Source organism: Veillonella sp. S13054-11, from assembly GCF_002959795.1.
In the GTDB taxonomy this organism is placed as follows: Bacteria; Bacillota; Negativicutes; order Veillonellales; family Veillonellaceae; genus Veillonella; species Veillonella parvula_E.
The window spans coordinates 154,608-180,899 of sequence record NZ_PPCY01000001.1 but is presented as its reverse complement, the minus strand read 5'-3'; the positions used below and the strand labels follow the sequence as shown (position 1 = coordinate 180,899).

Annotated in this window: 26 protein-coding genes and 1 riboswitch; all 26 genes read left to right on the top strand. The window is 37.5% G+C overall.

The genetic code is table 11. The features are described 5' to 3' along the window. Positions 1-6: 6 nt before the first annotated feature. Positions 7-636: a guanylate kinase gene (gene gmk, locus VPHSUH08_RS00850; RefSeq protein WP_004697194.1), complete on the top strand. Its 630-nt coding sequence runs from the start codon at positions 7-9 to the stop codon at positions 634-636. A 4-nt stretch (positions 637-640) separates the two neighbouring features. Beyond that, entirely contained in the window at positions 641-856 is a 216-nt protein-coding gene (gene rpoZ / locus VPHSUH08_RS00845; protein WP_004695660.1) for a DNA-directed RNA polymerase subunit omega, read from the top strand. 52 nt (positions 857-908) lie between these two features. Then, a complete protein-coding gene (coaBC, locus tag VPHSUH08_RS00840; protein WP_004697207.1) occupies positions 909-2,114 on the top strand; it encodes a bifunctional phosphopantothenoylcysteine decarboxylase/phosphopantothenate--cysteine ligase CoaBC in 1,206 nt (401 codons plus the stop codon). Between the two features lie 41 nt (positions 2,115-2,155). Then, on the top strand, positions 2,156-3,820 hold the full coding sequence (locus VPHSUH08_RS00835; protein WP_004697039.1) for a SulP family inorganic anion transporter: 1,665 nt from the start codon (positions 2,156-2,158) through the stop codon (positions 3,818-3,820). Between the two features lie 44 nt (positions 3,821-3,864). After that, positions 3,865-3,965: riboswitch (SAM riboswitch) on the top strand. Between the two features lie 49 nt (positions 3,966-4,014). Continuing rightward, positions 4,015-5,205 (top strand): methionine adenosyltransferase, encoded by a 1,191-nt coding sequence (gene metK, locus VPHSUH08_RS00830; protein ID WP_004695665.1) that lies wholly within the window; start codon positions 4,015-4,017, stop codon positions 5,203-5,205. Between the two features lie 62 nt (positions 5,206-5,267). Next, positions 5,268-7,451, top strand: a complete 2,184-nt coding sequence (priA, locus tag VPHSUH08_RS00825) for a primosomal protein N' (RefSeq protein ID WP_105086518.1) — start codon at positions 5,268-5,270, stop codon at positions 7,449-7,451. A 13-nt stretch (positions 7,452-7,464) separates the two neighbouring features. Continuing rightward, positions 7,465-7,953, top strand: coding sequence for a peptide deformylase (gene def / locus VPHSUH08_RS00820; protein WP_004695669.1), 489 nt, complete (start codon positions 7,465-7,467; stop codon positions 7,951-7,953). Next, positions 7,946-8,956, top strand: a complete 1,011-nt coding sequence (gene fmt, locus VPHSUH08_RS00815; protein ID WP_004697120.1) for a methionyl-tRNA formyltransferase — start codon at positions 7,946-7,948, stop codon at positions 8,954-8,956. The genes def and fmt overlap by 8 nt, the downstream gene beginning before the upstream one ends. Further along, positions 8,940-9,734: a DUF116 domain-containing protein gene (locus VPHSUH08_RS00810; RefSeq protein WP_004695673.1), complete on the top strand. Its 795-nt coding sequence runs from the start codon at positions 8,940-8,942 to the stop codon at positions 9,732-9,734. The genes fmt and VPHSUH08_RS00810 overlap by 17 nt, the downstream gene beginning before the upstream one ends. Next, positions 9,715-11,070 (top strand): 16S rRNA (cytosine(967)-C(5))-methyltransferase RsmB, encoded by a 1,356-nt coding sequence (gene rsmB / locus VPHSUH08_RS00805; protein WP_004695675.1) that lies wholly within the window; start codon positions 9,715-9,717, stop codon positions 11,068-11,070. Before VPHSUH08_RS00810 ends, rsmB begins: the two co-directional genes overlap by 20 nt. Positions 11,071-11,088: 18 nt before the next feature. Continuing rightward, positions 11,089-12,135, top strand: a complete 1,047-nt coding sequence (rlmN, locus tag VPHSUH08_RS00800) for a 23S rRNA (adenine(2503)-C(2))-methyltransferase RlmN (protein ID WP_004695677.1) — start codon at positions 11,089-11,091, stop codon at positions 12,133-12,135. Next, entirely contained in the window at positions 12,128-12,829 is a 702-nt protein-coding gene (locus VPHSUH08_RS00795) for a Stp1/IreP family PP2C-type Ser/Thr phosphatase (RefSeq protein ID WP_004697417.1), read from the top strand. The genes rlmN and VPHSUH08_RS00795 overlap by 8 nt, the downstream gene beginning before the upstream one ends. A 27-nt stretch (positions 12,830-12,856) precedes the next feature. Continuing rightward, positions 12,857-14,782, top strand: a complete 1,926-nt coding sequence (gene pknB, locus VPHSUH08_RS00790) for a Stk1 family PASTA domain-containing Ser/Thr kinase (RefSeq protein WP_008600842.1) — start codon at positions 12,857-12,859, stop codon at positions 14,780-14,782. An 8-nt stretch (positions 14,783-14,790) separates the two neighbouring features. Further along, a complete protein-coding gene (gene rsgA, locus VPHSUH08_RS00785) occupies positions 14,791-15,654 on the top strand; it encodes a ribosome small subunit-dependent GTPase A (protein WP_004696976.1) in 864 nt (287 codons plus the stop codon). A gap of 1 nt (position 15,655) precedes the next feature. After that, positions 15,656-16,306, top strand: coding sequence for a ribulose-phosphate 3-epimerase (rpe, locus tag VPHSUH08_RS00780; RefSeq protein ID WP_004695686.1), 651 nt, complete (start codon positions 15,656-15,658; stop codon positions 16,304-16,306). A 253-nt stretch (positions 16,307-16,559) separates the two neighbouring features. Further along, entirely contained in the window at positions 16,560-17,312 is a 753-nt protein-coding gene (gene rpsB, locus VPHSUH08_RS00775) for a 30S ribosomal protein S2 (RefSeq protein WP_004695687.1), read from the top strand. Between the two features lie 98 nt (positions 17,313-17,410). Then, on the top strand, positions 17,411-18,091 hold the full coding sequence (tsf, locus tag VPHSUH08_RS00770; protein ID WP_004697365.1) for a translation elongation factor Ts: 681 nt from the start codon (positions 17,411-17,413) through the stop codon (positions 18,089-18,091). A 62-nt stretch (positions 18,092-18,153) separates the two neighbouring features. Then, on the top strand, positions 18,154-18,879 hold the full coding sequence (gene pyrH / locus VPHSUH08_RS00765) for a UMP kinase (protein WP_004697414.1): 726 nt from the start codon (positions 18,154-18,156) through the stop codon (positions 18,877-18,879). Positions 18,880-18,884: 5 nt separating this feature from the next. Continuing rightward, entirely contained in the window at positions 18,885-19,445 is a 561-nt protein-coding gene (frr, locus tag VPHSUH08_RS00760) for a ribosome recycling factor (protein ID WP_004695693.1), read from the top strand. After that, on the top strand, positions 19,445-19,696 hold the full coding sequence (locus tag VPHSUH08_RS00755; protein ID WP_004697100.1) for a hypothetical protein: 252 nt from the start codon (positions 19,445-19,447) through the stop codon (positions 19,694-19,696). The genes frr and VPHSUH08_RS00755 overlap by 1 nt, the downstream gene beginning before the upstream one ends. Then, on the top strand, positions 19,677-20,441 hold the full coding sequence (locus VPHSUH08_RS00750) for an isoprenyl transferase (RefSeq protein WP_004697327.1): 765 nt from the start codon (positions 19,677-19,679) through the stop codon (positions 20,439-20,441). Before VPHSUH08_RS00755 ends, VPHSUH08_RS00750 begins: the two co-directional genes overlap by 20 nt. 3 nt (positions 20,442-20,444) lie before the next feature. Beyond that, positions 20,445-21,269: a phosphatidate cytidylyltransferase gene (locus VPHSUH08_RS00745; RefSeq protein WP_004697008.1), complete on the top strand. Its 825-nt coding sequence runs from the start codon at positions 20,445-20,447 to the stop codon at positions 21,267-21,269. An 18-nt stretch (positions 21,270-21,287) separates the two neighbouring features. Beyond that, complete coding sequence (locus VPHSUH08_RS00740) at positions 21,288-22,433, top strand: 1-deoxy-D-xylulose-5-phosphate reductoisomerase (protein ID WP_004697114.1); 1,146 nt, start codon at positions 21,288-21,290, stop codon at positions 22,431-22,433. An 8-nt stretch (positions 22,434-22,441) separates the two neighbouring features. Further along, on the top strand, positions 22,442-23,458 hold the full coding sequence (gene rseP, locus VPHSUH08_RS00735; RefSeq protein WP_004697010.1) for an RIP metalloprotease RseP: 1,017 nt from the start codon (positions 22,442-22,444) through the stop codon (positions 23,456-23,458). An 18-nt stretch (positions 23,459-23,476) separates the two neighbouring features. Next, positions 23,477-24,562, top strand: coding sequence for a flavodoxin-dependent (E)-4-hydroxy-3-methylbut-2-enyl-diphosphate synthase (gene ispG, locus VPHSUH08_RS00730; RefSeq protein WP_004695704.1), 1,086 nt, complete (start codon positions 23,477-23,479; stop codon positions 24,560-24,562). Beyond that, a complete protein-coding gene (locus VPHSUH08_RS00725) occupies positions 24,556-26,274 on the top strand; it encodes a proline--tRNA ligase (protein WP_004695705.1) in 1,719 nt (572 codons plus the stop codon). The genes ispG and VPHSUH08_RS00725 overlap by 7 nt, the downstream gene beginning before the upstream one ends. The last annotated feature ends 18 nt before the right edge of the window (positions 26,275-26,292 follow it).

Below are 26,292 nucleotides of genomic sequence, written 5' to 3'. Positions count from 1 at the left end.
GTGCATATGTCAGACAGAGGATTATTAATCGTTATATCCGGGCCATCTGGCGCAGGTAAGGGTACGATTTGTGCGAATATTCGTAAAGAAATGCCTAATTTAGTTTATTCCGTTTCTATGACAACCCGTGCTCCACGTGTGGGTGAAAGGGAAGGAATTAACTATTTCTTCCGCTCTAAAGATGAATTTGAGTCTTTACTTAGTGAAGACGCATTCTTAGAATATGCTAAGGTATATGATAATTACTATGGTACTCCAAAACAGCATGTAATGGATTTATTAGATGATGGGAAAAGTGTACTATTAGAAATCGATATTCAAGGCGCTATGCAGGTTAAGGAACGTTTTAGTGATGCTGTATTTATTTACATTGTACCGCCGTCACTATCGGAGTTATCTGAACGTTTACATAATCGTGGCACAGATGCTAAAGAAGTCATTGATAAACGATTGTCATTGGCTTGTTCAGAATTAGCCTTAGCTCATCGTTATGACTATATCGTCGTAAATGATGATTTAGCAGAGGCTTCTGAAAAGGTTGCCTCTATCTTGCGAGCTGAGTCTTGTAAGATTAGTCGTAATAAAGAGCAAATTCAATATATTTATAAACAATATCAAGAGTCTAAGGAGAAGTGATAGTATGATGGTAAAACCTCCATTAAAAAAATTGGAAAGCCAAGTAGATAGCAAATATACATTGGTGACTTTAGCGGCTAAACGCGCTCGCGAATTAACAGATGGCGAACCTTGCTTAGCAGAATCTACACATGCGACTGACAAGCCTGTATCTTTGGCATTTTATGAAATTGCTGAAGGTGAAGTGACATATAAACGCACTAAAGAAGGCATTAAATAAAAAATCAATTCCTTGTATCAATGATACAAGGAATTTTTAAAAGGAGAAGAACATGCGCGGAAAACATATCATTGTCGCAGTATCTGCAGGTATTGCAGCGTATAAGGCAATTGAAGTGGTAAGCAGACTTCGTAAAAAAGGGGCTGAAGTAAAGGTTGTAATGACACAAAATGCAACGCATATTGCGTCACCTTTAACATTTGGTGAAATTAGTGGACATCCTGTAGCTTTAGACATGTTTGAACAAGTTCATCAGTGGGATGTAGAACATATTGCACTGGCCACTTGGGCAGATGCATATGTAGTTGTGCCTGCAACAGCAAATGTGATCGGAAAAATTTATGCAGGCATTGCTGATGATATGTTAACTACAACAATTATGGCCACCACAGCACCTAAGTACCTTTGTCCTGCTATGAATACAGAAATGTATAATAATCTTATTACTCAACGCAATTTAGAAGGATTACGTTCTTTGGGCTACCATATTATGGACCCTGCAGAAGGTTGGTTAGCTTGTGGCATCACTGGTGTAGGACGTTTACCGGAGCCCGAAGCAATTGTGGATTGGCTAGAAGCTAAAATGTGCAGCACCAATGAGCTTGAAGGTACTACTATACTTGTTACAGCTGGCGGAACACAGGAGAGTATTGATCCTGTTCGGTATATTGGAAATCGTTCTAGCGGTAAGATGGGGTATGCCATTGCAGAACAGGCTGCACGCATGGGGGCTAAGGTGATATTAGTAAGTGCTCCCACATCCTTGCCTATACCAAATGGCGTAGACTTTATTTCTGTAGATTCCGCGGTATCTATGCAGGAGGCTGTTGAAGCTCGTTATAATGATGTTAATGTAGTTATTATGGCTGCCGCTGTTTCTGACTTTAGAGTCCTTCATAAAGCAGAGCAAAAAATAAAAAAAATGGAGTCTATGACCATAGAACTTGTAAAAAATCCAGATATTCTACAAGGGTTGGGCTCTAAAAAAAGTCATCAAATTCTTGTTGGTTTTGCGGCAGAAACAGAACATGTAATCAAGTATGGTCAGGATAAAGTGGCTAAAAAAAATCTAGATATGCTTGTAGCCAATGATGTAAGCAAATCGAATGCAGGTTTTAATGTAGATACGAATGAAGGCTATTTTTTATATCCTGATAAAGAGCCTAAAGAAATGCCTAATATGAAAAAATCTGACCTTGCTCGACATATCCTTAGAGAAGTTATTGATTTAGTAGCAAACAGAGCTGATATAAATTAATTCTTGTGTGTGTTGTTTTAAAAAGGGTGTGTTTTTCTTACATGTTTGCTATACAAAAAGCATATTTAGACGGCTCATTAGGAAAAGGAAAATGGAGTAATAATATTATCGCCGGATTGGTCGTAGGGGTTGTGGCTCTGCCTTTAGCAATGGCCTTTGCTATTGCTAGTGGAGTTACACCGCAAGCGGGCATTTATACGGCAATCATTGCAGGTATATTTGTATCCTTGTTTGGTGGCTCCCCTGTTCAGATTGCGGGCCCTACAGGGGCATTTATCGTTCTATTGAGCAGTATCGTTGTCAATTATGGCTTTGAAGGTTTACAAATTGCGACCATGATGGCAGGAGTTATTCTGGTTTTAATGAGTGTTGCAAAGTTAGGGACAGTCATTCGGTTTATACCCACACCTGTTATTATGGGTTTTACAGCGGGTATTGGTGTTACAATTTGGGTGGGGCAATGGCCATATTTCTTTGGATTTCCACCGTTGCCTTATATGGCTCATTTCCATGAAAAATTATGTGCTATGATTCAGTCCTTACCATACTCTGACTTACCTACATTGGGGATTGCGATCTTAAGCTTAAGTCTACTGTTAGTTTTACCTAGAATCCCATATATTAATAAAGTTCCAGCTCCCATTGTAGCTATGATTGTTGCTACGGTTATTCAAGCCATCTACCAATTTCCTACGGTTTTAACCATTGGTAGTGCATTTGGTGGCATACCTCAAGGTTTGCCAGAATTTTCTGTACCAAAATTGAGTTTTGATAAAATCTTATCCTTAATCGGGCCGGCTTTTACAATTGCCATGCTAGGCGCTATTGAATCCTTATTGTCTGCAGTTGTTGCTGATGGTATGAGTGGAACCAAGCATGAATCTAATACTGAATTATTTGGACAAGGATTAGCTAATATATTTGCGCCATTGTTTGGTGGAATTGCATCAACCGGTGCTATTGCGCGAACTGCCACAAATATTCGTCAAGGTGGTAATTCTCCGGTGGCAGGTATTGTTCATGCCATTACATTAGGTGCCATTCTTTTATTTTTAGCCCCATATGCAGTGTATATTCCGTTGGCATCTATGGCAGCCATATTATTTGTAGTAGCCTACAATATGAGTGATGTACCACGTTTTATACGAATGCTTGTTCTCGCACCTCGTCCAGATCAAATAATATTATTGCTTACCTTTTTCCTGACTATTTTTACGGATTTAGTAGTAGCTGTAAATGTAGGTGTAGTACTTGCAGTGTTGCAGTTTATGCGTAAAATGGTTAATACAATTGATGTGCATGAAGCAAGTAGTGCCGAATTATCAGCTCAGATTAGGCATGAGATTACAATCCATCCAGAAATAATGGTATACACTGTAGATGGCCCATTATTCTTTGGCGCTATAAGTGCATTTGATAGAGCGTTAAACTCTATACATAAAGATCCTAAATATTTAATCATTCGTTTTGTAAAAGTACCATTTGTAGATTTAACGGGTTTACGTATTTTACGAGGTATTATTGAAGAACTTCAAAAAAGAGGCATAGAAGTTTTGCTTAGTGATGTGAGTTACGATATACGCAGAGAGATGTATAAATCTGATTTCTTGGATATTCTGGGCCGTCATCATATGTATCGTCAGTTTGAAAGTGCCCTTCATAAGGCCGAACATGATTTAGCTTTAAAAGAGGCAAGAGAGGTATAATAATGACTTGCTTTCTCACTGTAAATACACTATAATATTTTTGTAACTCATCAAGAGTAGTGGAGGGATAGGCCCTGTGAAGCTACAGCAACCATTCCAAGCGGAAAAGGTGCTAATTCCTATGACAAATGTCGTTAGATGGGAGGGTCTCTCATGAGTGCATGAGAGACTTTTTTTCGTATTAGGAGGATAAAATGGCTGAAAAACATATGTTTTTTACTTCTGAATCTGTTACTGAAGGCCATCCAGATAAAATAGCTGACCAAATTTCTGATGCTGTTTTGGATGCGATTATTGAAAAGGATCCAACTGCTCGTGTGGCTTGTGAAACTTTAGTTACTACTGGTTTAGTTCATGTAGTAGGTGAAATTTCTACTCACACATATGTTGATATTCCTCGCATCGTACGTGATACAATTCGTGAAATTGGTTATACTCGTGCAAAATTTGGTTTTGATTGTGATACTTGTGGTGTACTTGTATCCATCGATGAACAATCTGCGGATATCGCCATGGGCGTTGATGAAGCACTTGAATCAAAAGATGGCAATGGTGAAGTGCTTGATAAAATCGGTGCTGGTGACCAAGGTATGATGTTTGGCTATGCATCTAATGAAACACCTGAACTCATGCCTTTGCCAATTTCCTTGGCACATCGTTTATCTCGTCGACTTACAGAAGTTCGTAAGGATGGGACTTTAACTTACTTACGTCCAGACGGTAAAACTCAAGTTACTGTAGAATATGTTGATGGTAAACCTAAGCGCATTGATACAATTGTTATTTCTACGCAACATAGCCCTGAAGTGACCCAAGAACAAATTAAAGCCGATTTGAAGCGTTATGTAATTGACGCAGCGTTGCCTGCTGAATTCGTTGATGAAAATACTAAATACTTCATCAATCCAACTGGTCGTTTCGTAATTGGAGGCCCTCATGGTGATGCTGGTTTAACTGGCCGTAAAATTATTGTAGATACATACGGTGGTATGGCCCGTCATGGTGGCGGTGCATTTTCTGGTAAGGATCCATCTAAAGTGGACCGTTCTGCAGCATACGCAGCGCGTTATGTAGCTAAAAATGTTGTAGCAGCAGGTCTTGCTGATAAATGTGAAGTGCAAGTTGCTTATGCAATTGGGGTTGCTCATCCTGTATCTATTTTAGTTGATACTTTTGGTACAGGTCGCATAGAGGAAACAAAAATTCAAGAGCTTGTTAAAAAACATTTCGACCTTCGTCCAGCAGGAATCATTGAAATGCTTGATTTGTTAAAGCCTCATTATCGCAAAACTGCAGCGTATGGTCACTTTGGTAGAACTGATGTGGATTTACCTTGGGAACGTACAGATAAAGCACAAATTCTAAAAGAAGAAGCTGGCTTATAATACAAAAGGTCTTGGTAGAATTTCTACTGAGACCTTTTATAATAAACGAAAGGAAATAATGTATGCGCGTAGCACAAGTTATAATTAACAGACCAGCCAAACAACTTCATAAACCTTTGAGCTATTTAATGCCTGAAAAGTTTGGTAATGTTTTGCCTGGTACGCGCGTACTCATTCCTTTAGGACATAGTCGTGAAGAAGGCATTCTTATTGGTTACGACGAGTTAGTTGAGCCACCAGAGTTCACTTTACGAAATATTGTGCAAGTATTAGATAGTGAACCTTGGTTTACACCGGAAATGATGGATACGGCCCGTCGTCTAAATGAGTATTATTTATTCTCTTATGGCGATGCATTGCGATTGTTTACAGTGAATAAGACATTAAAATCTTACGAGGCACCAAAAGAAGAATGGTTAGTAGTTATGCCAGAATTTTCGGTGGCACAATTTAGTGAACGGAAAAAGAAACAACGAGAATTAGCAAAATACTTACTTGAAGTGGGCGGAGCATCTAAGGCATTACTGCTAGCTAAAGGCTATTCTCGTATGGTCATTAAACAAGTGAGTGAAGCTAAAGGTATTGTCGTTGAAGCTCGTTTTAAAGCCACAAAAACAACATTTGATGAGCTTTTAACAGAAGAAGTTAATATTCCTCTTACTGAAGCTCAACAAGCTGTATATGGACCAATACAAGCTGCAATGAATAGCCATAAACATAAAACCTTTTTACTTCATGGTGTCACTGGTAGTGGTAAGACTCAATTATATTTACGTGCTACAGCAAAATGTATTAGTCAGGATAAGACGGCTATTATTTTAGTACCTGAAATTATATTGACTGATCAAATTGTGAGACGATTTGTAGAAACTTTTGGTGACGAAGTCGTAGTATTTCATAGTAAATTGACGGTACAACAACGGAACAATAATTGGGAGCGTTTGCGCCGTAAGGATAGTCACATTATTATTGGCGCTCGTTCTGCCGTATTTGCGCCAGCTGAGGATATCGGGCTTATTGTGGTCGATGAAGAACATGATCCATCTTATAAACAAGAGGATATGGTTCGATATCATGCACGTAACGTGGCATTGTGGCGTGCTGAGGCACATGGTTGTCCCGTTATTTTAGGCTCTGCTACACCATCTGTTACTTCGTACTATAAAGCTAAGCAAGGGGAGTATCATTTACTAGAGTTGACAAATCGCATTTTTGAGCAACCTATGCCGAAGGTTACTATAGTAGATATGAAGGAAGAAATTCTTCATGGAAATTACTCCGTTTTTTCTGATGCCATGAGTCGCTTAATTCAACATACATTGGATGAGCATAATCAAATGATTATTCTGTTAAATAGACGCGGTTATAGTACTTTTGTTATGTGCCGGGATTGTGGGGAAACTATTATGTGTCCTCATTGTGATGTAGCTATGGTTTATCACCAAGCTAGTGAAGAATTGCGTTGTCATTATTGTGAACATCATGAACCAATTCCAACTGTTTGTCCCAAATGTAATAGTAAGAGGATTAAGTTTTTTGGTTCAGGCACACAAAAGGTAGAGGAAGAGTTACGTCGTCACTTTAAATCGGCCCGCATTGCTCGTCTTGATCAAGATGTGACAAAAAATAAGCAATTAGCAGAAGATATTTTACATGACTTTGGGGCTCATAAATATGATATTTTGTTGGGAACACAAATGGTATCTAAAGGACATGACTTTAAAGATGTAACAGCTGTTGGTATTTTAACAGCCGATTCAGTTTTGAATATTCCTGTTTATACAGCTTCAGAACGAACTTTTGATTTACTTACTCAAACCTCTGGACGTGCCGGTAGGGGTGAAAAACCGGGTAGCGTTGTAATACAAACATATAATCCTTTAAATTATGCTATAATAAAGAGTAAGGCTCATGATTATATAGGCTTTTACAATGAAGAAATTCAAAACCGTAAAGCTTTAGGATATCCTCCATTTCGCGAAATGATTCATATGGTTGTGCGTCATCAAGATATGAAAACATTAGAGTCTATAGCAAATCGTATTGTCGATGACTTGGAGTCTTATAAAGGAAATCAGGATATTTTGATTAATGGTCCTTATGAAGCGCCTATAAAAAAAGTGCGCGATATGTATCGTTTAGCTATTATGATTCGCGGTACAGATTTAACGAATTTGAAAGAATATATATATAACTCATGGATTTTCACGCAAGAAGGACTGCTGATTGACGTGGATCCCGTGTAGTGTAGGAGTATCAATGGCTGTATTAGATGTTGTGAAAGCAGGTCATCCCGTTTTAAAACAAGTGGCGGAACCTGTAGAACATGTTAATAAAAAACTTAGAGCCCTTATCGATGATATGGCTGAAACTATGTATAAGACTGAAGGGGTTGGTCTTGCAGCACCTCAAGTGGCTGTAGCTAAACGTATTATCGTTGTAGATGACCAATCTGGTAGTGGTCTTATTGCGCTAATTAACCCTGAAATCACTCATGCTGAAGGTTCTCAAGTTGGACCTGAAGGATGCTTAAGTGTGCCAGGATATTTCGGAGATGTGGAACGATTTAATAAAGTCACTGTTAAAGGTATTGATCCACATAATAAGAAGGTAACTATAAAAGCTGAAGGTTTTTTGGCGCGTATTTTCCAACATGAAATTGATCACTTGGAAGGTCATTTGTTTATTGAAAAAGCAACTAACTTACGATTAATTACTGATCATCCAGAGGAGAAAGAAATTGTCTGATAATAAACAATTACGCATCGTTTTTATGGGGACACCAGACTTTTCTGTGCCTACCTTAGAGGCTTTGATTCAAGCTGGTCATTCTATTGTCGGTGTGTATTGCCAGCCTGATAAACAAAAAGGGCGTGGTAAACAAGTTCAAATGCCCCCTGTAAAAGTAGCTGCTTTAGAGCATGACTTGCTTGTATATCAACCAGTCACTTTGCGTGATGAACAAGTGAGAGCCGAATTAGAAGCATTACAACCAGATGTAGTGATTGTTATTGCGTATGGTAAAATATTACCTCCTTGGCTTATTCGATTGCCGCAATATGGTTGTATTAATGTTCATGCCTCTATTTTACCTAGTTATAGAGGCGCTGCGCCAATTCATTATGCAATTCTTAATGGAGACTCTAAAACGGGTGTTACCATAATGCATATGGATGATGGCCTTGATACAGGTGATATCATTGACATTGTGGAGATAGATATTTTACCCGGTGAAACGACAGGACAGTTATTTGAACGTATAGCTGTACTGGGGGGTGAAACTATAGTGCCTGTATTAACTCGTTGGGTTAATGGAGAAATTGTGGCTACACCACAAGATGATTCAATGGCTACACATACTACTAAGATTACAAAAGAAATGGGGCAGATCGACTGGTCTAAGCCGGCTAATGAAATTGCAAATCTCATTAGAGGACTTAATCCAGCACCTGGATGTTATACATATCTCGATGGAAAACGTTTAAAAGTATGGTCTGGAGAAGTGGTTCCCAGTGATACGACTCACTGTTTGATAGATGTCCATGGTAAACATGTACCAATTGCTATATCAGCCACAACTGTGCCTGGTACAATCGTATCTAAAATAGCCGGTTTAGGTGTATTTTGTGGTGATGGAAATATAATTCTATTAACAGAAGTCCAACCAGAAAATAAAAAACGCATTTCTGCAATTGATTTTATAAATGGTCATCAAATAAAGGAAGGTATCGTTTTTGGGGACTCAATATAAGCAGTACGAAACGTATCCGTTATACTTGATTTTATCAACTATTACATGTGCTTTGCTCACAGCAGTACTAGCCTTTCTAATGTATATATTAGAACCAGGACTTTTACAATTGCATCCATTTGCATCAATTATAAGTAGTGTAGTTATATCTATACTTATTGCTATTATATGGATTTTGTGCTTATCTTTAATTGTTGCTAGCACAGGTATTATAAGGTTACATCCTATTGTTTTAAGACTAGCCAATCAGTTTATTTATGGATTATTTCCATTAACTTTGGCGATTGGTAAGGTGAGAGGGGTTACTAAGGATCAACTCCGCCAGTCTATGATTGATTTAATCAATCATTTAGTAATGCTAGATATGTATACGGTAGATCCAGAACGTATATTATTATTAACTCCTCACTGTTTACAAGAAAGTTCGTGTGTTCATAAGGTTACACATGATGTATATAATTGTAAGCAGTGTGGGCGATGCCAGGTTGGTAATTTGTTGCAAGTGGCTAAGGACTATGGTTGTCAATTTATAGTTGTCACTGGAGGCACCTTAGCGCGGATGAAGGTAAAGGAAGCACGCCCAAAAGCTATTGTAGCAATAGCTTGCGAACGAGATTTAGCAAGTGGAATGGCTGATGTATTTCCCATCCCAGTTATTGGGGTATTAAATGAACGTCCTAATGGGCCATGTTGTAATACAACAGTCGATTCTGAACGTGTTCGAGCAGTAGTAGAACAATTGATTGGTAGGAATAGTAATGATAGAGGTAAAGACTAATCAACAACAAAATATTCGATTGCTCGCTGTAAAAGCATTGAGTGAAATTAATCGCAATGGTGCTTATGCAAATATAAAGTTGCAAGAGTATTTACAGAAATATCATCTATCCGATTTAGATCGAAGATTCTTTACTGAACTTGTGTATGGGGTCATTCGTAGAAAAAATTACTTGGATGCTATTATTGTTCACTTTGCAAAGCGACCCTTAAAGAAACTATCTTCTATGGTTGTGGAAATCCTTAGACTTGGTATTTATCAAATTATCTATATGGATAAGGTTCCTGAAAGTGCGGCTGTTAACGAATCTGTTAAACTCGCCAAAAAGCTAACTAGAGGTTTATCTGGTTTTGTAAATGCTGTTTTGCGTTCGGTTTTACGTGAAAGTGATAGCATTTCTATCGGTGAACTAGCTAAGTCCGAAGCTGAAGAAATTTCCTTTATCTACAATCAACCATTATGGCTTGTCAACTTATGGATAAAAGAAATGGGAAAAGATAAGACCGTAGATCTTTGTTCTTGGTTTAATGAACAACCTCGTTTGACGGCTCGCATAAATACAGTGAAAGTATCTATTGAGGATTGTTTAAAAGAATTAGAAGATTTAGATTGGATTGTAGAACAGGATACATATATTCCTGAAGTAGTTTATATTGATGGACATCAAGGTCATTTAGAAAAAGCTAAACCTGTTTTAGAAGGTCATATTACTTTTATGGATAAAGCATCTATGTTAGTAGCCCATGTGGTAGATCCTCAACCAGGAGAGCTTATCTTAGACTGTTGTGCTGCACCAGGTGGCAAGTCTATGCATATGGCAAGTCTTATGAATAATACAGGAGCTATTATGAGTTGTGATATTTACGACCATAAATTAGAACTGATTAATCAAAATGCTGAGCGATTAGGTGTATCTATTATTTCTACTAAGCTTCAAGATGGTCGTTATCTTCCTGATAATTGGAAAGAACAATTTGATCGCGTCTTAGTTGATGCTCCTTGTTCTGGTCTAGGTATATTACAAAAGAAATTAGACATGCGTTGGCGTAAAACAGAGTCTTTACTTATTGAGTTGCCGCCGTTACAACTTGAAATATTAGAAAAAGCTTCTGAAATGGTTAAGGTTAATGGATATTTAGTATATTCCACATGTACTATGAATAGTGGTGAAAATGAAGCTGTTCTAAATAAATTCTTGGCAATTCATAAGAACTTTATCATCGATCCTGTATCATATAAAGGGGCACCACAAGCTATAGATGGTATGATTACAACCTATCCACCGCGAGATCATATGGATGGTTTCTTTATGGCTCGCATGAAACGCTTATCATAATATAAGAAATGGAGCACCATGATAGAATTATTGGGTAAGTCTTTAGAAGAATTACAATCTATCTTTAAGACCCATAATATACAAAAGTTTCGAGCGAAACAGTTAATTGACTATATCTATCATAGATATATTTTTGATTTTGAAGACATGACACAATTTCCGAAAGACTTGCGTCAATGGCTAGGTGATAATTGTGTTATTTCTTTACCTACATTAATTACAGAGTCTATTGCCCCTGATGGAAAGACTCGCAAAATACTTGTAGAGATGTCAGATCAAAGTCGTGTGGAAGCAGTTTTGATGGAGCAACACTATGGGTATTCTGTATGTGTTTCCTCTCAAGTGGGGTGTGCTATGGGATGTGTATTCTGTGCTTCTACACAAGGTGGCTTATACAGAGATTTAACAGTCGCTGAGATTATTGGACAAGTTGTCATATTTGGGGCTCTTACTAAAGAGGAAATACACTCTGTTGTCGTTATGGGCGCTGGGGAGCCGTTACAAAATTATGATAATGTATTACAAGCATTACAACTACTACATGATCCTATGATTTGTAATATTAGTTATCGTAAGATGACGATTTCCACTTGTGGTTGGGTTCCTAATATTTATAAATTAGCTGATGAAGGTTTGCCAATAACCTTAGCACTTTCATTACATGCTACAAATAATGAAGTTCGTCGTAGTATTATGCCCGTTGGGGCACGTTATGAATTGACGGAAGTCTTAGATGCGGTAAAATACTATTATAATACGACACAGCGTCGTGTTACCTTTGAGTATATTCTTATAGATTCTGTAAATGCATCTATAGATGATGCTCATGCTTTGGGGAAAATCTGTAAAGATTTCCCAAATTGTCATGTTAACTTGATCCCAGTTAATGGCAATGAACATATTGAATTATATAAACCATCTATTACGAATATGAATACATTTAAAGACATCGTTAGTTCCTATGGCGTATCAGTAACGGTACGAAAGGAAATGGGCGATGCAATCCAAGCCGCATGTGGACAGTTAAAGGCTGCTCATGGTCGGAAAAAGGAGAATCATGAATAATTTTGTTGGTTTAAGTAAAATTGGGCTTGTACGCCAGCGTAACGAGGACCGTTTTTTCATTGATGGCCATATTTGTGCTGTTACTGATGGCATGGGTGGTTATAGCGGTGGTGAAATTGCAAGTACCTATGCTGTAGATGAAATAAAAGAATATTTGTCCTCCCTTGAAACGATAGGTCAACAAGACTTATGTGATGCTATCATTCACGCTAATCAACGTATTGTAAATCGCGTTGCTTGTGAAGAACGACTTGCTGGTATGGGTACTACCGCTGTAGTTACAGCTATAAATGGTAATCAACTTTACTGGGCAAGTGTTGGTGATAGTCGTTTGTATGTATATAGAGATGGTCATTTACGACAAATTACTACGGATCATTCTATGGTACAAGAATTATTAACAGCTGGAGAGATTACAAAGGATGAAATGCTAAATCACCCTCAACGTAATTTATTAACCCGTGCAGTCGGTGTTGATGAAATCTTAGAGGTTGATAGTGGTGTAGAGTCTATTCTTCCCGGTGATCGTATTTTACTTTGCACTGATGGATTAAGTGGCTATGTATCTGATGATGTAATTGCCTCTGCATTACAATCAACGGATGATGATATGTTGGTTATTGAATCATTGATGGAAGCTGTATATGAAGTCGGAGCAGGAGATAATGTGACCATTGTGGTGGGAACAATCTAATCTAGAAATGGAGAAATAATGAGTACTATGAATATAAAAGGCATACTTCTAGATAACCGCTACCGTATTGTTGATAAAATTGGCGTTGGTGGAATGGCTGATGTATACCTTGGAGAAGATACCTTACTAGGTAGACAAGTAGCAATAAAAGTATTGCATGCTAATTTTGCAAATGATGATGAATTTGTGACTCGATTTAAACGAGAAGCACAAGCGGCAGGTAAATTAAATCATCCCAATATTGTAAATATGTATGATGTAGGTTTTGACCAAAATTTACATTACATTGTTATGGAATATGTAGATGGTGAAACCTTAAAAAAATATATAACTCGTCATGGAAGATTGTCTATAGATGAGGCTGTTAAATTTACTATTGCCATAGCTGAAGGCTTAGAACACGCTCATACAATGGGTATTGTTCATTGTGATATAAAACCACATAATGTTATTATTACCAATACGGGGCGCGTTAAAGTAACTGACTTTGGTATTGCTCGTGCAATAAATGCAACTAACACAGTTATGTATACGAATTCGATTTTGGGTTCTGCACACTATTTATCACCAGAGCAAGCTAGTGGTAAACCAGTAGATGGAAATACAGATATCTATTCATTGGGTGTTGTATTGTATGAAATGCTTACAGGTCGTGTACCATTTGAAGGGGAAACGCCAATTGCAGTAGCATTAAAACACGTTCGTGAGAAGGTAGAACCTCCAACTCGATATAATCCATCAATCCCTCCGCTTTTAGAAGCTGTTGTTATGAAGGCATTATCTAAAAATCCTGCAGATCGCTTTGATTCTATCTCTGATATGATCAGTGATTTGCGGTTATCTCAAGGTTTTACAATGGGGAAAACACAACGTCATGAACCATATGATTTTGCTACACAAATGATTCCTGCGGTTGATCCTGAAGCACTTGAAGATCTAAGTACTATTCAAGAAGAACGTAAAGACGAGGGTAAAAAGAAGAGTATGTTAAGTAAAATTGCATCGATTCCACAAAAATACATCGTTCTAGGTGCTGCTGTCATTTTTTTAGTAGCATTTTTAGGTGCTTTCTTAAGCTACGGAAATTTCTGGAGTAATACAACAGTAGATGTACCTAATGTGGTAGGCAAACAAGTTTCTGTAGCAAAAAATATCTTAGAAGATAAACATTTGCGTGTGTCTACAAGTGAAGTTACGAATCCTGATGTGCCAGCTGGTCAAGTTATTTCTCAAACACCTGGGGCTGGAGAAAAGGTTAAAGAGCAACGGACAATTCACCTTGTAGTTTCTAAAGGTGTAGGCGATATTACGGTGCCAGATTTAACTGATTTAACTGTCGATCAAGCCCGTCAACGACTTAAAGATTTAGGTTTAGTTGTGGGGAAAATAACACAACAATCTGTAGATGGTAAAAAAGATGGTGTAATTATTGCTCAGAGTCCTTCAGGAGATTCTAAAGTGTCTAAAGGGACAACAATTGATCTCGTAGTAAATAAAGCGAAGGCTAAGAAAGTCAAAGTACCTAATCTTGTTGGTATGACATTAAAAGATGCTCGTGATACATTGAGTAATATTCAACTAGGTGTAAACCAAGTATCTGGATCTGTGGAAGAAAAATCTGTGGTTATAGAGCAAAGCATTAAAGCTGGCGACGAAATTGACGAAGGTTCCACATTAAATCTTACGACTGAGTTCAAAGATGATAAAAAGAAATCCGATAAAAAAGAAGGAAACAGTGGTAATAAAACAACTGGTACTATAGATGTTACTGTACCAGCTGGTTCTAAAAATCAAGAACTTAAAATTGTCGTAAAAGATGATGAAGGTTCTGCCGTAATCTATGATGATACGAATAAACCTGGAGATCGTGTTGTTAAAAAAGTGTCTGGTGTAGGTAATGTACGTATTGAGGTGTACCTCAATGGTGCATTAGTGCAAGAAACTGCATTATAAGAGGTACTATGATTACAGGCATTGTTGTCAAAAATATGAATGGGTACTTTTATGTACAAGATGATACAGGTACCATTCATGAATGTAAGGTTCGTGGCAGACTTAAGCAAGGACGCTATAGTTTACTTGTAGGGGACCGCGTTACGATTTCGGAGGATGGGTTCGTTGAATCCATCCATGAACGTCATAATTCGATGGTTCGCCCTGCAGTAGCTAATATTGACCAAGTTGTATTAGTTGTGGCTGCCCATGAACCAGATATTAATGAGTTATTACTCAATAAAATGCTCGTTATGATTGAACATGCGGATATACCTATCGTACTATGTATCAATAAATGTGACTTGATGGATTCAGAGACGAAAGCTATGGTTGATCTTTATAAATCAATCGGCTATGAGGTTTTGATGACATCCACATATAATATGACAGGCATTGATGATTTGCGTCATGTGCTTCAACATAAGGTAACGGCTTTTGCAGGACCATCTGGTGTTGGTAAAAGTAGTCTTTTAAATGCGGTAGACCCCAAATTTGCCTTCCAGACTGGGGAGGTAAGTGATAAGATTAAACGTGGTAAACATACTACTCGTCACGCTTCTTTATATAGTTTAGATGCAGATTCTTTTATCATGGATACACCTGGATTTAGTGCTATTGAATTTAATGATGTTTCCCTTGAAAGATTGCCTACATTATTCCCAGAATTTGGTGAATATGTTGATACTTGTAAATTTAATCCTTGCTATCATGAACATGAACCCATTTGTGGGATTAAAGCTGCTCTAGAAGCTGGTCATATTCATCAAGGACGATATGATGCTTATATGTCTATACGTAATGATATAGAAAGTCAACGAAAGAGGTTTTAATATGATAAAAATTGCACCATCTATGCTTTCCGCAAATTTTGCGGTGTTAAGCGAAGAATTAAAATCTATTGAAGCAGCGGGGGCTGACTTATTACATATCGACATCATGGATGGACACTTTGTTCCGAATCTAACCTTTGGTGCTCCCATTGTGAAAGCCATTCGTCCATATACAAAATTACCATTTGATGTGCATTTGATGGTTACTAATCCTGGTGATTATGTAGAAGAATTTGCAAAAATTGGTGTAGAATATTTTACTTTTCATCAAGAAACTGTACCTCATATGCATCGTTTGATTCAACATATCAAGCAGTGTGGGATGAAGGCTGGTGTAGCATTGAATCCTAGTACACCTGTATCTCTACTAGAAGATGTAGCTGCAGATTTAGATATGATTTTAATTATGTCTGTGAATCCAGGATTTGGAGGACAATCTTTTATTAAGAATGCCATAAAAAAAGTTAAACAAGCTAAGATATTGTTAGAAGAAGTAGACAATTCAACGGCAGTCATTGAGGTGGACGGTGGTATTAACGATATTACTTGTGTACCGATTAAAAGAGCGGGGGCTACAGTTTTAGTTGCTGGTTCTGCAGTGTTTGGAGCAGAAAATCGTGCAAGTATGATTGACTCCATTCGCAATAATTGAATAAATAGTTTCATAATATTCTATAATTCAAATTTGAACATAAGATCGTACATCAATAAGAAAGAGAATGTATTTAAAATAAGGAGTGAGGAATACTTAAAGAATTCCTCACTCCTTGCTTGCTTTTGCTATGATTTTTTGTTAAAATTATTAGGTATGAAAAATATGCACGTCAGTGGACTTCGGTACTGTGCCTAATTTTGGGTGACCCGAAGGATGAAGCGGCGGAGGTTAATTAACAGGAGGTGCCACAATGGCAGTAGTATCAATGAAACAATTATTAGAGGCTGGTGTACACTTTGGTCATCAGACTAGAAGATGGAACCCTAAAATGGCGAAATTCATCTTCACTGAACGCAATGGTATTTATATCATTGATTTGTCTAAAACAGTTAAAAAAGTAGAAGAAGCTTACAATTTCTTGCGTGAAGTTGCTTCCCAAGGCGAAGTAATCTTGTTCGTAGGTACTAAAAAACAAGCTCAAGAAGCTATTAAAGAAGAAGCTATCCGTGCTAACATGTTCTTCGTTAACGAACGTTGGTTGGGCGGTATGTTGACTAACTTCAAAACAATTGAAACTCGTATTAAACGTTTAAAACAATTGGAAGCTATGGCAGAAGACGGTACTTTCGAAGTATTGCCTAAAAAAGAAGTTATCGGTCTTCGTCATGAAATGGATAAATTGGAAAAATACCTTGGTGGTATCAAAGATATGCCTAAAATGCCAGGTGCTCTTTTCGTAGTAGATCCTAAAAAAGAAAAAATTGCTATTGCGGAAGCTAAAAAATTGGGCATTCCAGTGGTTGCAACAGTTGACACTAACTGTGACCCAGATGAAGTTGATTTCCCAATTCCAGCAAATGACGACGCTATCCGTGCTGTTAAATTGTTGGCTGGTAAAATGGCTGACGCTGTTCTTGAAGGTCGTCAAGGCGAATCCTTCGAAGAAGCATTAGATAACATGGTAGCTGACTCTGCTGAAATGGTTCGAGACGGTAAAGCTTAATCGTTGTCGTATTAGCATTTGAAAGATAAATCTATAACATATATAATTGGGGTAAGGACTATATCCTTACCTTAATTAATACTAGGAGGAACAAAATAATGGCAATTACTGCTACTTTGGTAAAAGAATTGCGCGACATGACTGGCGCAGGTATGATGGACGCTAAAAAAGCATTGGTTGAAACTGACGGTAATATCGATAAAGCGGTTGACCTTCTTCGTGAAAAAGGTTTGGCTGCGGCAGCTAAAAAAGCTGGTCGTATTGCAGCTGAAGGTGTAGTACAATCCTACATTCATGCTGGTGGTCGTATCGGTGTTTTAGTGGAAGTTAACTGTGAAACTGACTTCGTTGCAAAAACTGATGATTTCCAAAATTTAGCACGCGATATCGCAATGCAAATTGCGGCTGTAAATCCTACATACTTGAACCGTGAAGAAGTTCCTACTGAAGTCATTGAACATGAAAAACAAGTATTATTGGAACAAGCTAAAGTAGAAGCTGAAGAAGACGTTAAAGCTGGTCGCAAACCAAAACCTGAAGCTGTTTTAGAAAAAATGGTTGCTGGCCGTATCGAAAAATTCTATAAAGAAAATTGCCTATTAGAACAAGTATTCATTAAAGATGGTGATAAAACTGTTACAGACATCATTAATGAAAGTATTGCAAAAATCGGTGAAAACATCAACGTACGTCGTTTTGTTCGCTATGGTTTAGGTGAAGGCATTGAAAAACGCCAAGATGACTTCGTAGCAGAAGTAATGGCATCTGTTGGTAAATAATTAATAAACAATAAGAGAACACCGTACAGTGTTCTCTTATTTTGCAATAGAGGAGTAAAAATATGGCAAAAAGAAACTTTCGACGTATTGTTTTAAAGTTGAGTGGTGAAGCATTAGCAGGTGAACAAGGTTTTGGTATTAATCCTGATGTTGTCGAAGAATTTGCAAAAGAAATTGCTGCTTTAGCAAAATCCACTGATTTAGAAATCGCAATTGTTGTTGGTGGTGGTAACCTATGGAGAGGTTTAGCTGGTAGCAATCAAGGTATGGATCGTGCTACTGCTGACTATATGGGGATGCTTGCAACAGTGATGAACTCCTTAGCATTGCAAGATGCATTAGAACAAGCTGGTGTAGATACACGTGTACAAACGGCTATCGAAATGCAAGAAATTGCAGAACCTTATATTCGTCGTCGCGCTATTCGTCATTTAGAAAAAAAACGTATCGTCATCTTCGGTGCTGGCCTTGGTAAACCTTACTTCTCTACAGATACAACAGCTGCATTACGGGCCGCTGAAATTGAAGCCGATGCTATTTTAATGGCAAAGAAATTTGCTGATGGCGTATATGATTCTGACCCTAAGACAAATCCTAATGCCGTTAAATTTGACGAATTAACATATAACGAGATTATCACAAAAGAATTAAAAGTAATGGATGCTACATCCACAACTTTATGTAAAGATAACAATATTCCTATTATTGTATTTAGCATGGATATTCCTGGTAATATTACAAAAGCTGCTAAAGGTGAAGAGATAGGGACCATTGTTCGAGGAGAATAATTCATATGGAAATTAAAGAATTGTTACAACAAGCAGAAGACCGCATGAATAAGTCTATTGAGGCTTTAAAACATGAATTCGCATCTATTCGTACAGGCCGTGCTAGTGTAGCACTACTTGATAAAGTAATGGTTGATTATTATGGAAGTCCATCACCCATTAATCAAGTTGCGAATATCTCCGTGCCTGAACCTCGCATGATTGTGATTGCACCTTGGGATAAAACAATGATTGGTGCTATTGAAAAAGCAATTTTACAATCTGATTTAGGTTTGAACCCAGGTAATGATGGTGCACAAATTCGTTTAAGTATTCCTCAATTAACTGAGGAACGTCGTAAAGAAATCGTTAAAGTAGTTCATAAAAAGGCTGAAGATGCAAAAGTTGCAGTGCGCAACATTCGTCGCGATGTAAATGAAGCATTAAAAAAAGAAGAGAAAGCTAAAACGATTACTGAAGATGATGCTAAAGACGGTTTAGATCAAATCCAAAAGCTTACCGATGCTAAAGTTAAGCAAATCGATGAGTTAAAAGCAGTAAAAGAAAAGGACGTATTAGAAGTATAATGTTTGATTCTAATAGCCTTATTGGAATACCATGGCAGCTTGCAAAGTCTCGTTTGCAGGCTGCCCATATTCCTTTTAAGGTAATGATTGGTGGATCCTTTAATCGCTTCTTTGAAATTTCAGATAAAGGATTTTATGTGGCACGTATTACAAAGGTTGATGAGTGCTTACATATACTACTATATAGACCAATGATTGCCAGCGACTTCGGAAATTCTATCGAGGTAGACTATGCTAAAGAAATTATTTAACCGTAAACGTTCTGATACGCCTGTCATTGATCGTAATATAATTCCACAACATGTTGCTATTATTATGGATGGTAATGGACGATGGGCTAAACGCAGAGGCATGCCGCGCTCCATGGGGCATCGTGCTGGTGCAGATGTATTAAAAGAAATTGTTATGGCCGCAGATGAGATCGGAATTAGAGCTCTTACGGTATATGGTTTCTCCACGGAGAACTGGAAACGTCCTGAACAGGAAGTTTCTTTACTTATGTCTCTCATAAAAGAATACTTAAATAATAATGTTAAGTATATGCATGAACATAATGTACGCATTCGATTTATTGGTTTTATTGGAGGGCTTTCAGAAGACCTACAAAAAATCATTCAAGATGCAGAATTATTAACTCAGAATAATACAGGCCTCACATTACAGTTAGCGATTAACTATGGTGGGCGTGATGAAATAGTTAGAACTATTCGCGACATTGTAAAATCCGTTGCGGATGGCGTTATTACAATGAACAAAATTACTGAAGAATATGTAAGTTCTCAATTATTCACTAAAGAGTTTAGCGATGTAGATTTATTAATTCGTCCTAGTAGTGATTTTAGAATTAGTAATTTTTTGTTATGGCAACTAGCGTATGCTGAATTTTGGTTTACCGATTTGCATTGGCCAGATTTTACTAAGGAAACTTTACTTGAAGCTGTGGCGGCATATCAGAAACGAGAACGCCGATTTGGTGGCTTATGTGATGAGGAATAAAAAATGTTAAAAACACGTGTTATTACCGCTGTTATTGGTTTTATTATTGCCTTAGGGGCCATTACATTTGGTGGATTAGTGTATGATGTGCTAATTACACTTTTAGCTTTATTAGGGTGGCGTGAGTTTGTATTACTTGGTAAAGCTAAACGTGTTCGGATATCCATTATATGGGGATATATTAGCATTTTATTGCTAATGATTGCTCTTGCATGTCATCAGTATATTATAGCTATAGCTATTTTAGTATTAAGTTTATTTGCCAATTATATGTTGTGTACATTTGGTGAAACTAAGTACTCGATGTCTAGTGTATCCTTTAGTGTATTTGGTTTATTATATATTGGTATGGGTATGACTTCATTGCTCTTGATTCGTCATGATTCAATTTACATGAATATATCAATGCCTTTTGAACTATATAACTGGGGCACTATTACACTTTGGTTATTATTGTTTACTACTTGGGCTAGTGATACCTTTGCATATTTTTCAGGTCGAGCTTTTGGTAAACGTAAAATAGTACCATCCATTAGCCCTAATAAAACACTAGAAGGTTTTATTGGTGGATTTATCGGCTGTATCCTTACAGGTGCAGTATTTTCGTATATCGTTGGCATTCCTTGGTGGATGGGAATCCATGTAGGTATGATTAGCGGTATATTAGCACCATTAGGTGATTTGTTTGAATCAAAGATTAAACGACTATGTAATGTAAAAGATTCTGGTACATTATTACCAGGTCATGGCGGTGTATTGGATCGCTTTGATAGTTTATTATTTGCGGCTCCTATTACATTAGTATATATATTACTATTTTCGTACTAATTTCATAGAGGTACACTTATGAAATACCTAAGTATTATCGGCAGTACTGGCTCAATCGGTACACAGACGCTTGATGTGGTGTCTCAACATCCAGATCAATTCAAGGTGGTTGCCTTAGTGGCACATCATAATATTGACCTCTTAGAACATCAGATTAAAGAATATAAACCTTTGGTGGCGGGTCTTGTAGATGAAGGTGCTTTTAAAGAATTACAAGCACGCTATACAGGTCCTACAAAATTGATAGGTGGTAAGGAAGCCCTCATTGCAGCAGCTACAATTCAAGAAGCAACAATGATTGTTACTGCTATTGTAGGTGCTGCGGGCATTGAGCCTACAGTGGAAGCTATAAAACAAGGTAAGACTATAGGTCTTGCTAATAAAGAAACTCTTGTTGCTGGAGGTCCATTAATTACGACTTTAGCTAAAGAACATGGCGTGCAAATCCTACCTATCGATAGTGAACATAGTGCTATATTTCAGTGCTTAGAAGGACAGAAACGTGACAATGTTGATTCTTTAATCGTCACTGCTTCTGGTGGTCCTTTACGCACATGGGATTCTAGTAAAATTCAAACTGCAACTGCTGCAGATTGTTTGCGACATCCTACTTGGAATATGGGCAATAAAATAACTATAGATTCTGCCTCTTTATTCAATAAAGGCTTAGAGGTAATAGAAGCTCATTGGTTATTTGGTTTTGATTTTGATCATATTGATGTAGTAGTACATCCTCAAAGTATTGTTCATTCTATGATACGTATGAAGGATGGTGCAATATTAGCGCAAATAGGTAATCCAGATATGCGCGAGCCCATTCAATATGCTTTGACGTATCCAAAACGTGAAGTTTTAAGTATGAATCATCTTGATTTTACTCAAGCTCTACAATTGGAGTTTTTACCTCCACGATATGACGATTTTCCTGCACTTCGACTTGCGTATGAGGTGGGACGTGCTAGTGGATTTAAACCTGCTGTATTTAATGCAGCCAATGAAACGGCAGTATATGCCTTTTTAGAAGATAAAATCGCCTTTGGTGATATTTATAAAGTCGTTACTTCTGTTCTTGAATCTATGGGAACAGAAGATGATTTTACATTAGATAATTTATTATCCATCGATAGATGGGCCCGTGAAAAGGCAACATCGTTGATGTTATAGGAGAATATATGATTACGGCATTAGCCACAATATTTGTATTTGGTTTAATCGTGTTTATTCATGAATTAGGCCATTTTATTACAGCTAAGATGTCAGGTATGCAAGTTGATGAATTTGCTATAGGTTTTGGTCCAGCCATATTTAAAGTACAAAAAGGGGAAACTTTATATTCTATTCGTATAATTCCTCTTGGAGGATTTAATCGTATTGCTGGTATGACACCTGACGAGCCTCTTAATGAGCGCTCCTTTTATAATAAACCTGCGTGGAAAAAATTTATTGTTATTTCTGCAGGGGCTGTATTTAACTTTATATTAGCCATTGTACTTTTCTTTGGCCTAAATGTGACTGTAGGAAATCTTACATATACAAATGAACCTGTAATTGGTAACATTATTGCGGGTAGTTCTGCAGAACAGGCTCATTTAGAAGCTAACGATAGAATTATTACGATTGATGGTAAAAAAATTAGTACTTGGGATGATATTCGTCCTAGCTTACAAGGCACAGCAAACCATGGTGTAACTGTTGTTGTAGAGCGTGAAGGAAAAACTATAGAGACTACGGTAATACCTAAAATGGAACAAGATAGTCCTAAGATTGGCATCTACCCTAGCTTTACTCGTGAAACTTATAGTATTGGTGAATCTTTGAGCCTTGCTGTTAGTCGGACGGGGCAAACTATTGTTGCTATGGTCAGTGGGATTTACGATATGATTCGTGGCACACAAGCAGCCGAATTATCTGGTCCAGTAGGAATTTCCCAAATGGCAGGTGCTATTGCACAATCAGGATTTGCACCACTATTAAGTTTTGCTGCATTCCTTAGTATTAACTTAGGGGTTATTAATCTTTTACCATTACCTGTTTTAGATGGTGGTCACTTGATTATTATCTTGGCGGAAGCTATAACAGGCCGTAGATTACCTGCTAAAGCTCTTATGTATATACAAATGGTTGGGGTTGCCTTAATGGTAGCATTATTCTTATATGTAACAACGCAGGATATTTTCCGTTTACTATAAGACAGATGGGAGATTACAATGATTGTACGTAAACCAACAAATGGTATCTATGTAGGTACAGTTAAAATCGGCGATTATGCACCGGTAAGTATTCAATCTATGATTACTACGGATCCAGTACATACAGAGAAGGCAATTGCAGAAATTAATCATTTAGCAGAGGCTGGTTGTGAACTGGTTCGTGTCGCCGTTCCTACAATGGCATCTGCAAAGGCTTTAAAGGCTGTTAGAGCGGGCATTTCAATTCCTTTGATCGCCGATATTCACTTTGATTATAGATTAGCTTTAGAAGCTATTGAAAATAATGTTGATGGATTGCGCATTAATCCAGGAAATATTGGTGGTGAAGATAAGGTTTTAGCCGTTATTGAAAAGGCAAAACCTAAACAAATCCCAATTCGCATTGGTGTTAATGCAGGCTCTTTACCAAAGCATATTCTCGATGCTCATGGAGGACATCCTACAGCGGATGGTATGGTTGAAACAGCTTTAGAACACGTAAGAATTTTAGAAAAACTCGATTATCGTCAAATGAAATTATCCATTAAAGCAACGGAAGTACCTCTAATGGTGGAAGCATATCGTAAGTTATCTGATAAGATTCCTTATCCGTTACATTTAGGGGTAACAGAAGCTGGTACTATTAAACAAGGCACTATTAAATCTGCTATGGGGATTGGTGCATTATTGCTCGATGGCATTGGTGATACATTACGGGTATCCTTAACTGGAGATCCAATTCACGAAATTGAAGTAGGTAGAAGTATTTTAAGTAGTTTAGGATTAAGAAATTTTGGGGCCACTATGATATCTTGTCCTACATGTGGCCGTTGCCAAGTAAATTTATTTGATATGGCTGGTATTGTAGAAGAACGTCTAGCATCCATAAAAGCGCCTATTAAGGTTGCCGTTATGGGGTGTGTTGTAAATGGTCCAGGGGAAGCGCGTGAGGCCGACTTTGGTATTGCTGGTGGTGATGGTCAAGGTATTATTTTCCGTAAAGGGAAAGTTATTAAGACTGTACCAGAAGCCGAATTAGTAGATACATTGTTTAGAGAAATTGACCAATATTTAGAAAATTTAGATGAGGAGTCTTTATGTTAGCCACTAAATTATATGCACCTACATTGCGTGAGGTTCCATCTGACGCTGATGTAGTAAGCCAACAGCTTATGCTTCGCGCTGGTTTTATGCGTAAAACTGCAAATGGTTTATATAGTTTTTTACCATTAGGTTGGAGAAGTATCAAAAAGATTGAAGCTATTGTACGTGAAGAAATGGATCGTGCTAGTGCTCAAGAAATTATGATGCCAATTTTACAGCCTGCAGAAATTTGGAAAGAGTCTGGCCGTTGGAACGCATATGGCGCAGAAATGATGCGTATCAATGATCGTCATGATAATGAATTCTGTCTAGGACCAACACATGAAGAGATGATTACAACCCTCGTTAAAAATGAGATTAACTCATATCGTCAATTACCAGTTAACTTATATCAAATTCAAAGTAAATTCCGTGATGAGCGTCGTCCACGTTATGGCTTGATGCGTAGCCGAGAATTCATTATGAAAGATGCTTATTCTTTTGATGTAGATGAAGCCGGTTTAGATGAATCCTATAAATCTATGTACGATGCATATACACGTATTTTTACACGTTGTGGTCTTACATTCCGCCCAGTAGAGGCTGATAGTGGTGCAATAGGTGGTAGTGGTACGCATGAGTTCATGGCCATTGCCGAAGCTGGTGAGGCTGATATCGTATATTGTACTAAGTGTGATTATGCAGCTAACATTGAAATCGGCAAGCCTGGTATCATGAAACAAGACGAAGAAGCTCTTCAAGAGTTATCCGTTGTGGATACTCCTAATGCTAGCACTATTGAAGCTGTTGCGGAAATGCTAAACTTACCACTACATAAAACTATTAAAGCTGTAGTGTTCTCTATTGATGGTAAAGTGGTATTAGCCATCGTTCGTGGTGACCATGAAGTAAATGAAGTCGCTGTACAACATGCCGTACTTGGCTCTGTAGAGCCTGAGATGGCTACACCAGAAGAATTAGAAAAAGTAGGTTTAACAGCTGGCTTCATCAGTCCTATTGGTTTAAAACAAACAGAAGATTTTGCTATTGTTGTTGATGAATCTGTTATGGAAACTTACAATGTTTGTGGTGGCGCTAATAAAAAAGATGCTCACTATGTTAATATCAATCCAAAACGGGACTTTAATGTAGAAGACATTATTATTGCTCCAATTCGTTTGATCACGAAGGACGATGTGTGTCCTAAATGTGGTGGTGCTTTAGAACATGCTAAAGGCATTGAAGTAGGTCAAGTATTTAAATTGGGTACAAAATATTCTGAAGCATTACAAGCTACATTCTTAGATCAAAATGGTCGTCCTAATCCAATGATTATGGGTTGCTATGGTATCGGTGTATCTCGTACACTAGCTGCTGCTATTGAGCAATATCATGATGAAAATGGTATTATTTGGCCACGTTCTATCGCTCCATTTGAAGCAGTTATTGTCCCAATTAATGCAAAAGACGAAGCATTAATGTCTACTAGTCAAACTATTTATACTGCATTACAAAATGCTGGTGTAGATGTATTGTTAGATGATCGTAAAGATCGTGCAGGTGTTAAGTTCAAAGATGCTGATTTGATTGGTTATCCACTTCGCATTACAGTAAGTAAAAATACTCTTGAGAATAACGAAGTAGAAATTCAAATCCGTAAGTCTGGAGAAGCTCTTCCATGTGCTATTGATTCTGTAGCTGATAAAGTAACAGAATTGCTTCAAAACTTATAATAGAATTGCGATTCTAGT

What these genes read in the sequence shown, in the direction of transcription:
- gmk (WP_004697194.1), top strand. Translation starts at nt 7, where the DNA reads ATGTCAGACAGAGGATTATTAATCGTTATATCCGGGCCATCTGGCGCA.
- rpoZ (WP_004695660.1), top strand. Translation starts at nt 641, where the DNA reads ATGATGGTAAAACCTCCATTAAAAAAATTGGAAAGCCAAGTAGATAGC.
- coaBC (WP_004697207.1), top strand. Translation starts at nt 909, where the DNA reads ATGCGCGGAAAACATATCATTGTCGCAGTATCTGCAGGTATTGCAGCG.
- VPHSUH08_RS00835 (WP_004697039.1), top strand. Translation starts at nt 2,156, where the DNA reads ATGTTTGCTATACAAAAAGCATATTTAGACGGCTCATTAGGAAAAGGA.
- metK (WP_004695665.1), top strand. Translation starts at nt 4,015, where the DNA reads ATGGCTGAAAAACATATGTTTTTTACTTCTGAATCTGTTACTGAAGGC.
- priA (WP_105086518.1), top strand. Translation starts at nt 5,268, where the DNA reads ATGCGCGTAGCACAAGTTATAATTAACAGACCAGCCAAACAACTTCAT.
- def (WP_004695669.1), top strand. Translation starts at nt 7,465, where the DNA reads ATGGCTGTATTAGATGTTGTGAAAGCAGGTCATCCCGTTTTAAAACAA.
- rsmB (WP_004695675.1), top strand. Translation starts at nt 9,715, where the DNA reads ATGATAGAGGTAAAGACTAATCAACAACAAAATATTCGATTGCTCGCT.
- rlmN (WP_004695677.1), top strand. Translation starts at nt 11,089, where the DNA reads ATGATAGAATTATTGGGTAAGTCTTTAGAAGAATTACAATCTATCTTT.
- VPHSUH08_RS00795 (WP_004697417.1), top strand. Translation starts at nt 12,128, where the DNA reads ATGAATAATTTTGTTGGTTTAAGTAAAATTGGGCTTGTACGCCAGCGT.
- pknB (WP_008600842.1), top strand. Translation starts at nt 12,857, where the DNA reads ATGAATATAAAAGGCATACTTCTAGATAACCGCTACCGTATTGTTGAT.
- rsgA (WP_004696976.1), top strand. Translation starts at nt 14,791, where the DNA reads ATGATTACAGGCATTGTTGTCAAAAATATGAATGGGTACTTTTATGTA.
- rpe (WP_004695686.1), top strand. Translation starts at nt 15,656, where the DNA reads ATGATAAAAATTGCACCATCTATGCTTTCCGCAAATTTTGCGGTGTTA.
- rpsB (WP_004695687.1), top strand. Translation starts at nt 16,560, where the DNA reads ATGGCAGTAGTATCAATGAAACAATTATTAGAGGCTGGTGTACACTTT.
- tsf (WP_004697365.1), top strand. Translation starts at nt 17,411, where the DNA reads ATGGCAATTACTGCTACTTTGGTAAAAGAATTGCGCGACATGACTGGC.
- pyrH (WP_004697414.1), top strand. Translation starts at nt 18,154, where the DNA reads ATGGCAAAAAGAAACTTTCGACGTATTGTTTTAAAGTTGAGTGGTGAA.
- frr (WP_004695693.1), top strand. Translation starts at nt 18,885, where the DNA reads ATGGAAATTAAAGAATTGTTACAACAAGCAGAAGACCGCATGAATAAG.
- VPHSUH08_RS00755 (WP_004697100.1), top strand. Translation starts at nt 19,445, where the DNA reads ATGTTTGATTCTAATAGCCTTATTGGAATACCATGGCAGCTTGCAAAG.
- VPHSUH08_RS00750 (WP_004697327.1), top strand. Translation starts at nt 19,677, where the DNA reads ATGCTAAAGAAATTATTTAACCGTAAACGTTCTGATACGCCTGTCATT.
- VPHSUH08_RS00745 (WP_004697008.1), top strand. Translation starts at nt 20,445, where the DNA reads ATGTTAAAAACACGTGTTATTACCGCTGTTATTGGTTTTATTATTGCC.
- VPHSUH08_RS00740 (WP_004697114.1), top strand. Translation starts at nt 21,288, where the DNA reads ATGAAATACCTAAGTATTATCGGCAGTACTGGCTCAATCGGTACACAG.
- rseP (WP_004697010.1), top strand. Translation starts at nt 22,442, where the DNA reads ATGATTACGGCATTAGCCACAATATTTGTATTTGGTTTAATCGTGTTT.
- ispG (WP_004695704.1), top strand. Translation starts at nt 23,477, where the DNA reads ATGATTGTACGTAAACCAACAAATGGTATCTATGTAGGTACAGTTAAA.
- VPHSUH08_RS00725 (WP_004695705.1), top strand. Translation starts at nt 24,556, where the DNA reads ATGTTAGCCACTAAATTATATGCACCTACATTGCGTGAGGTTCCATCT.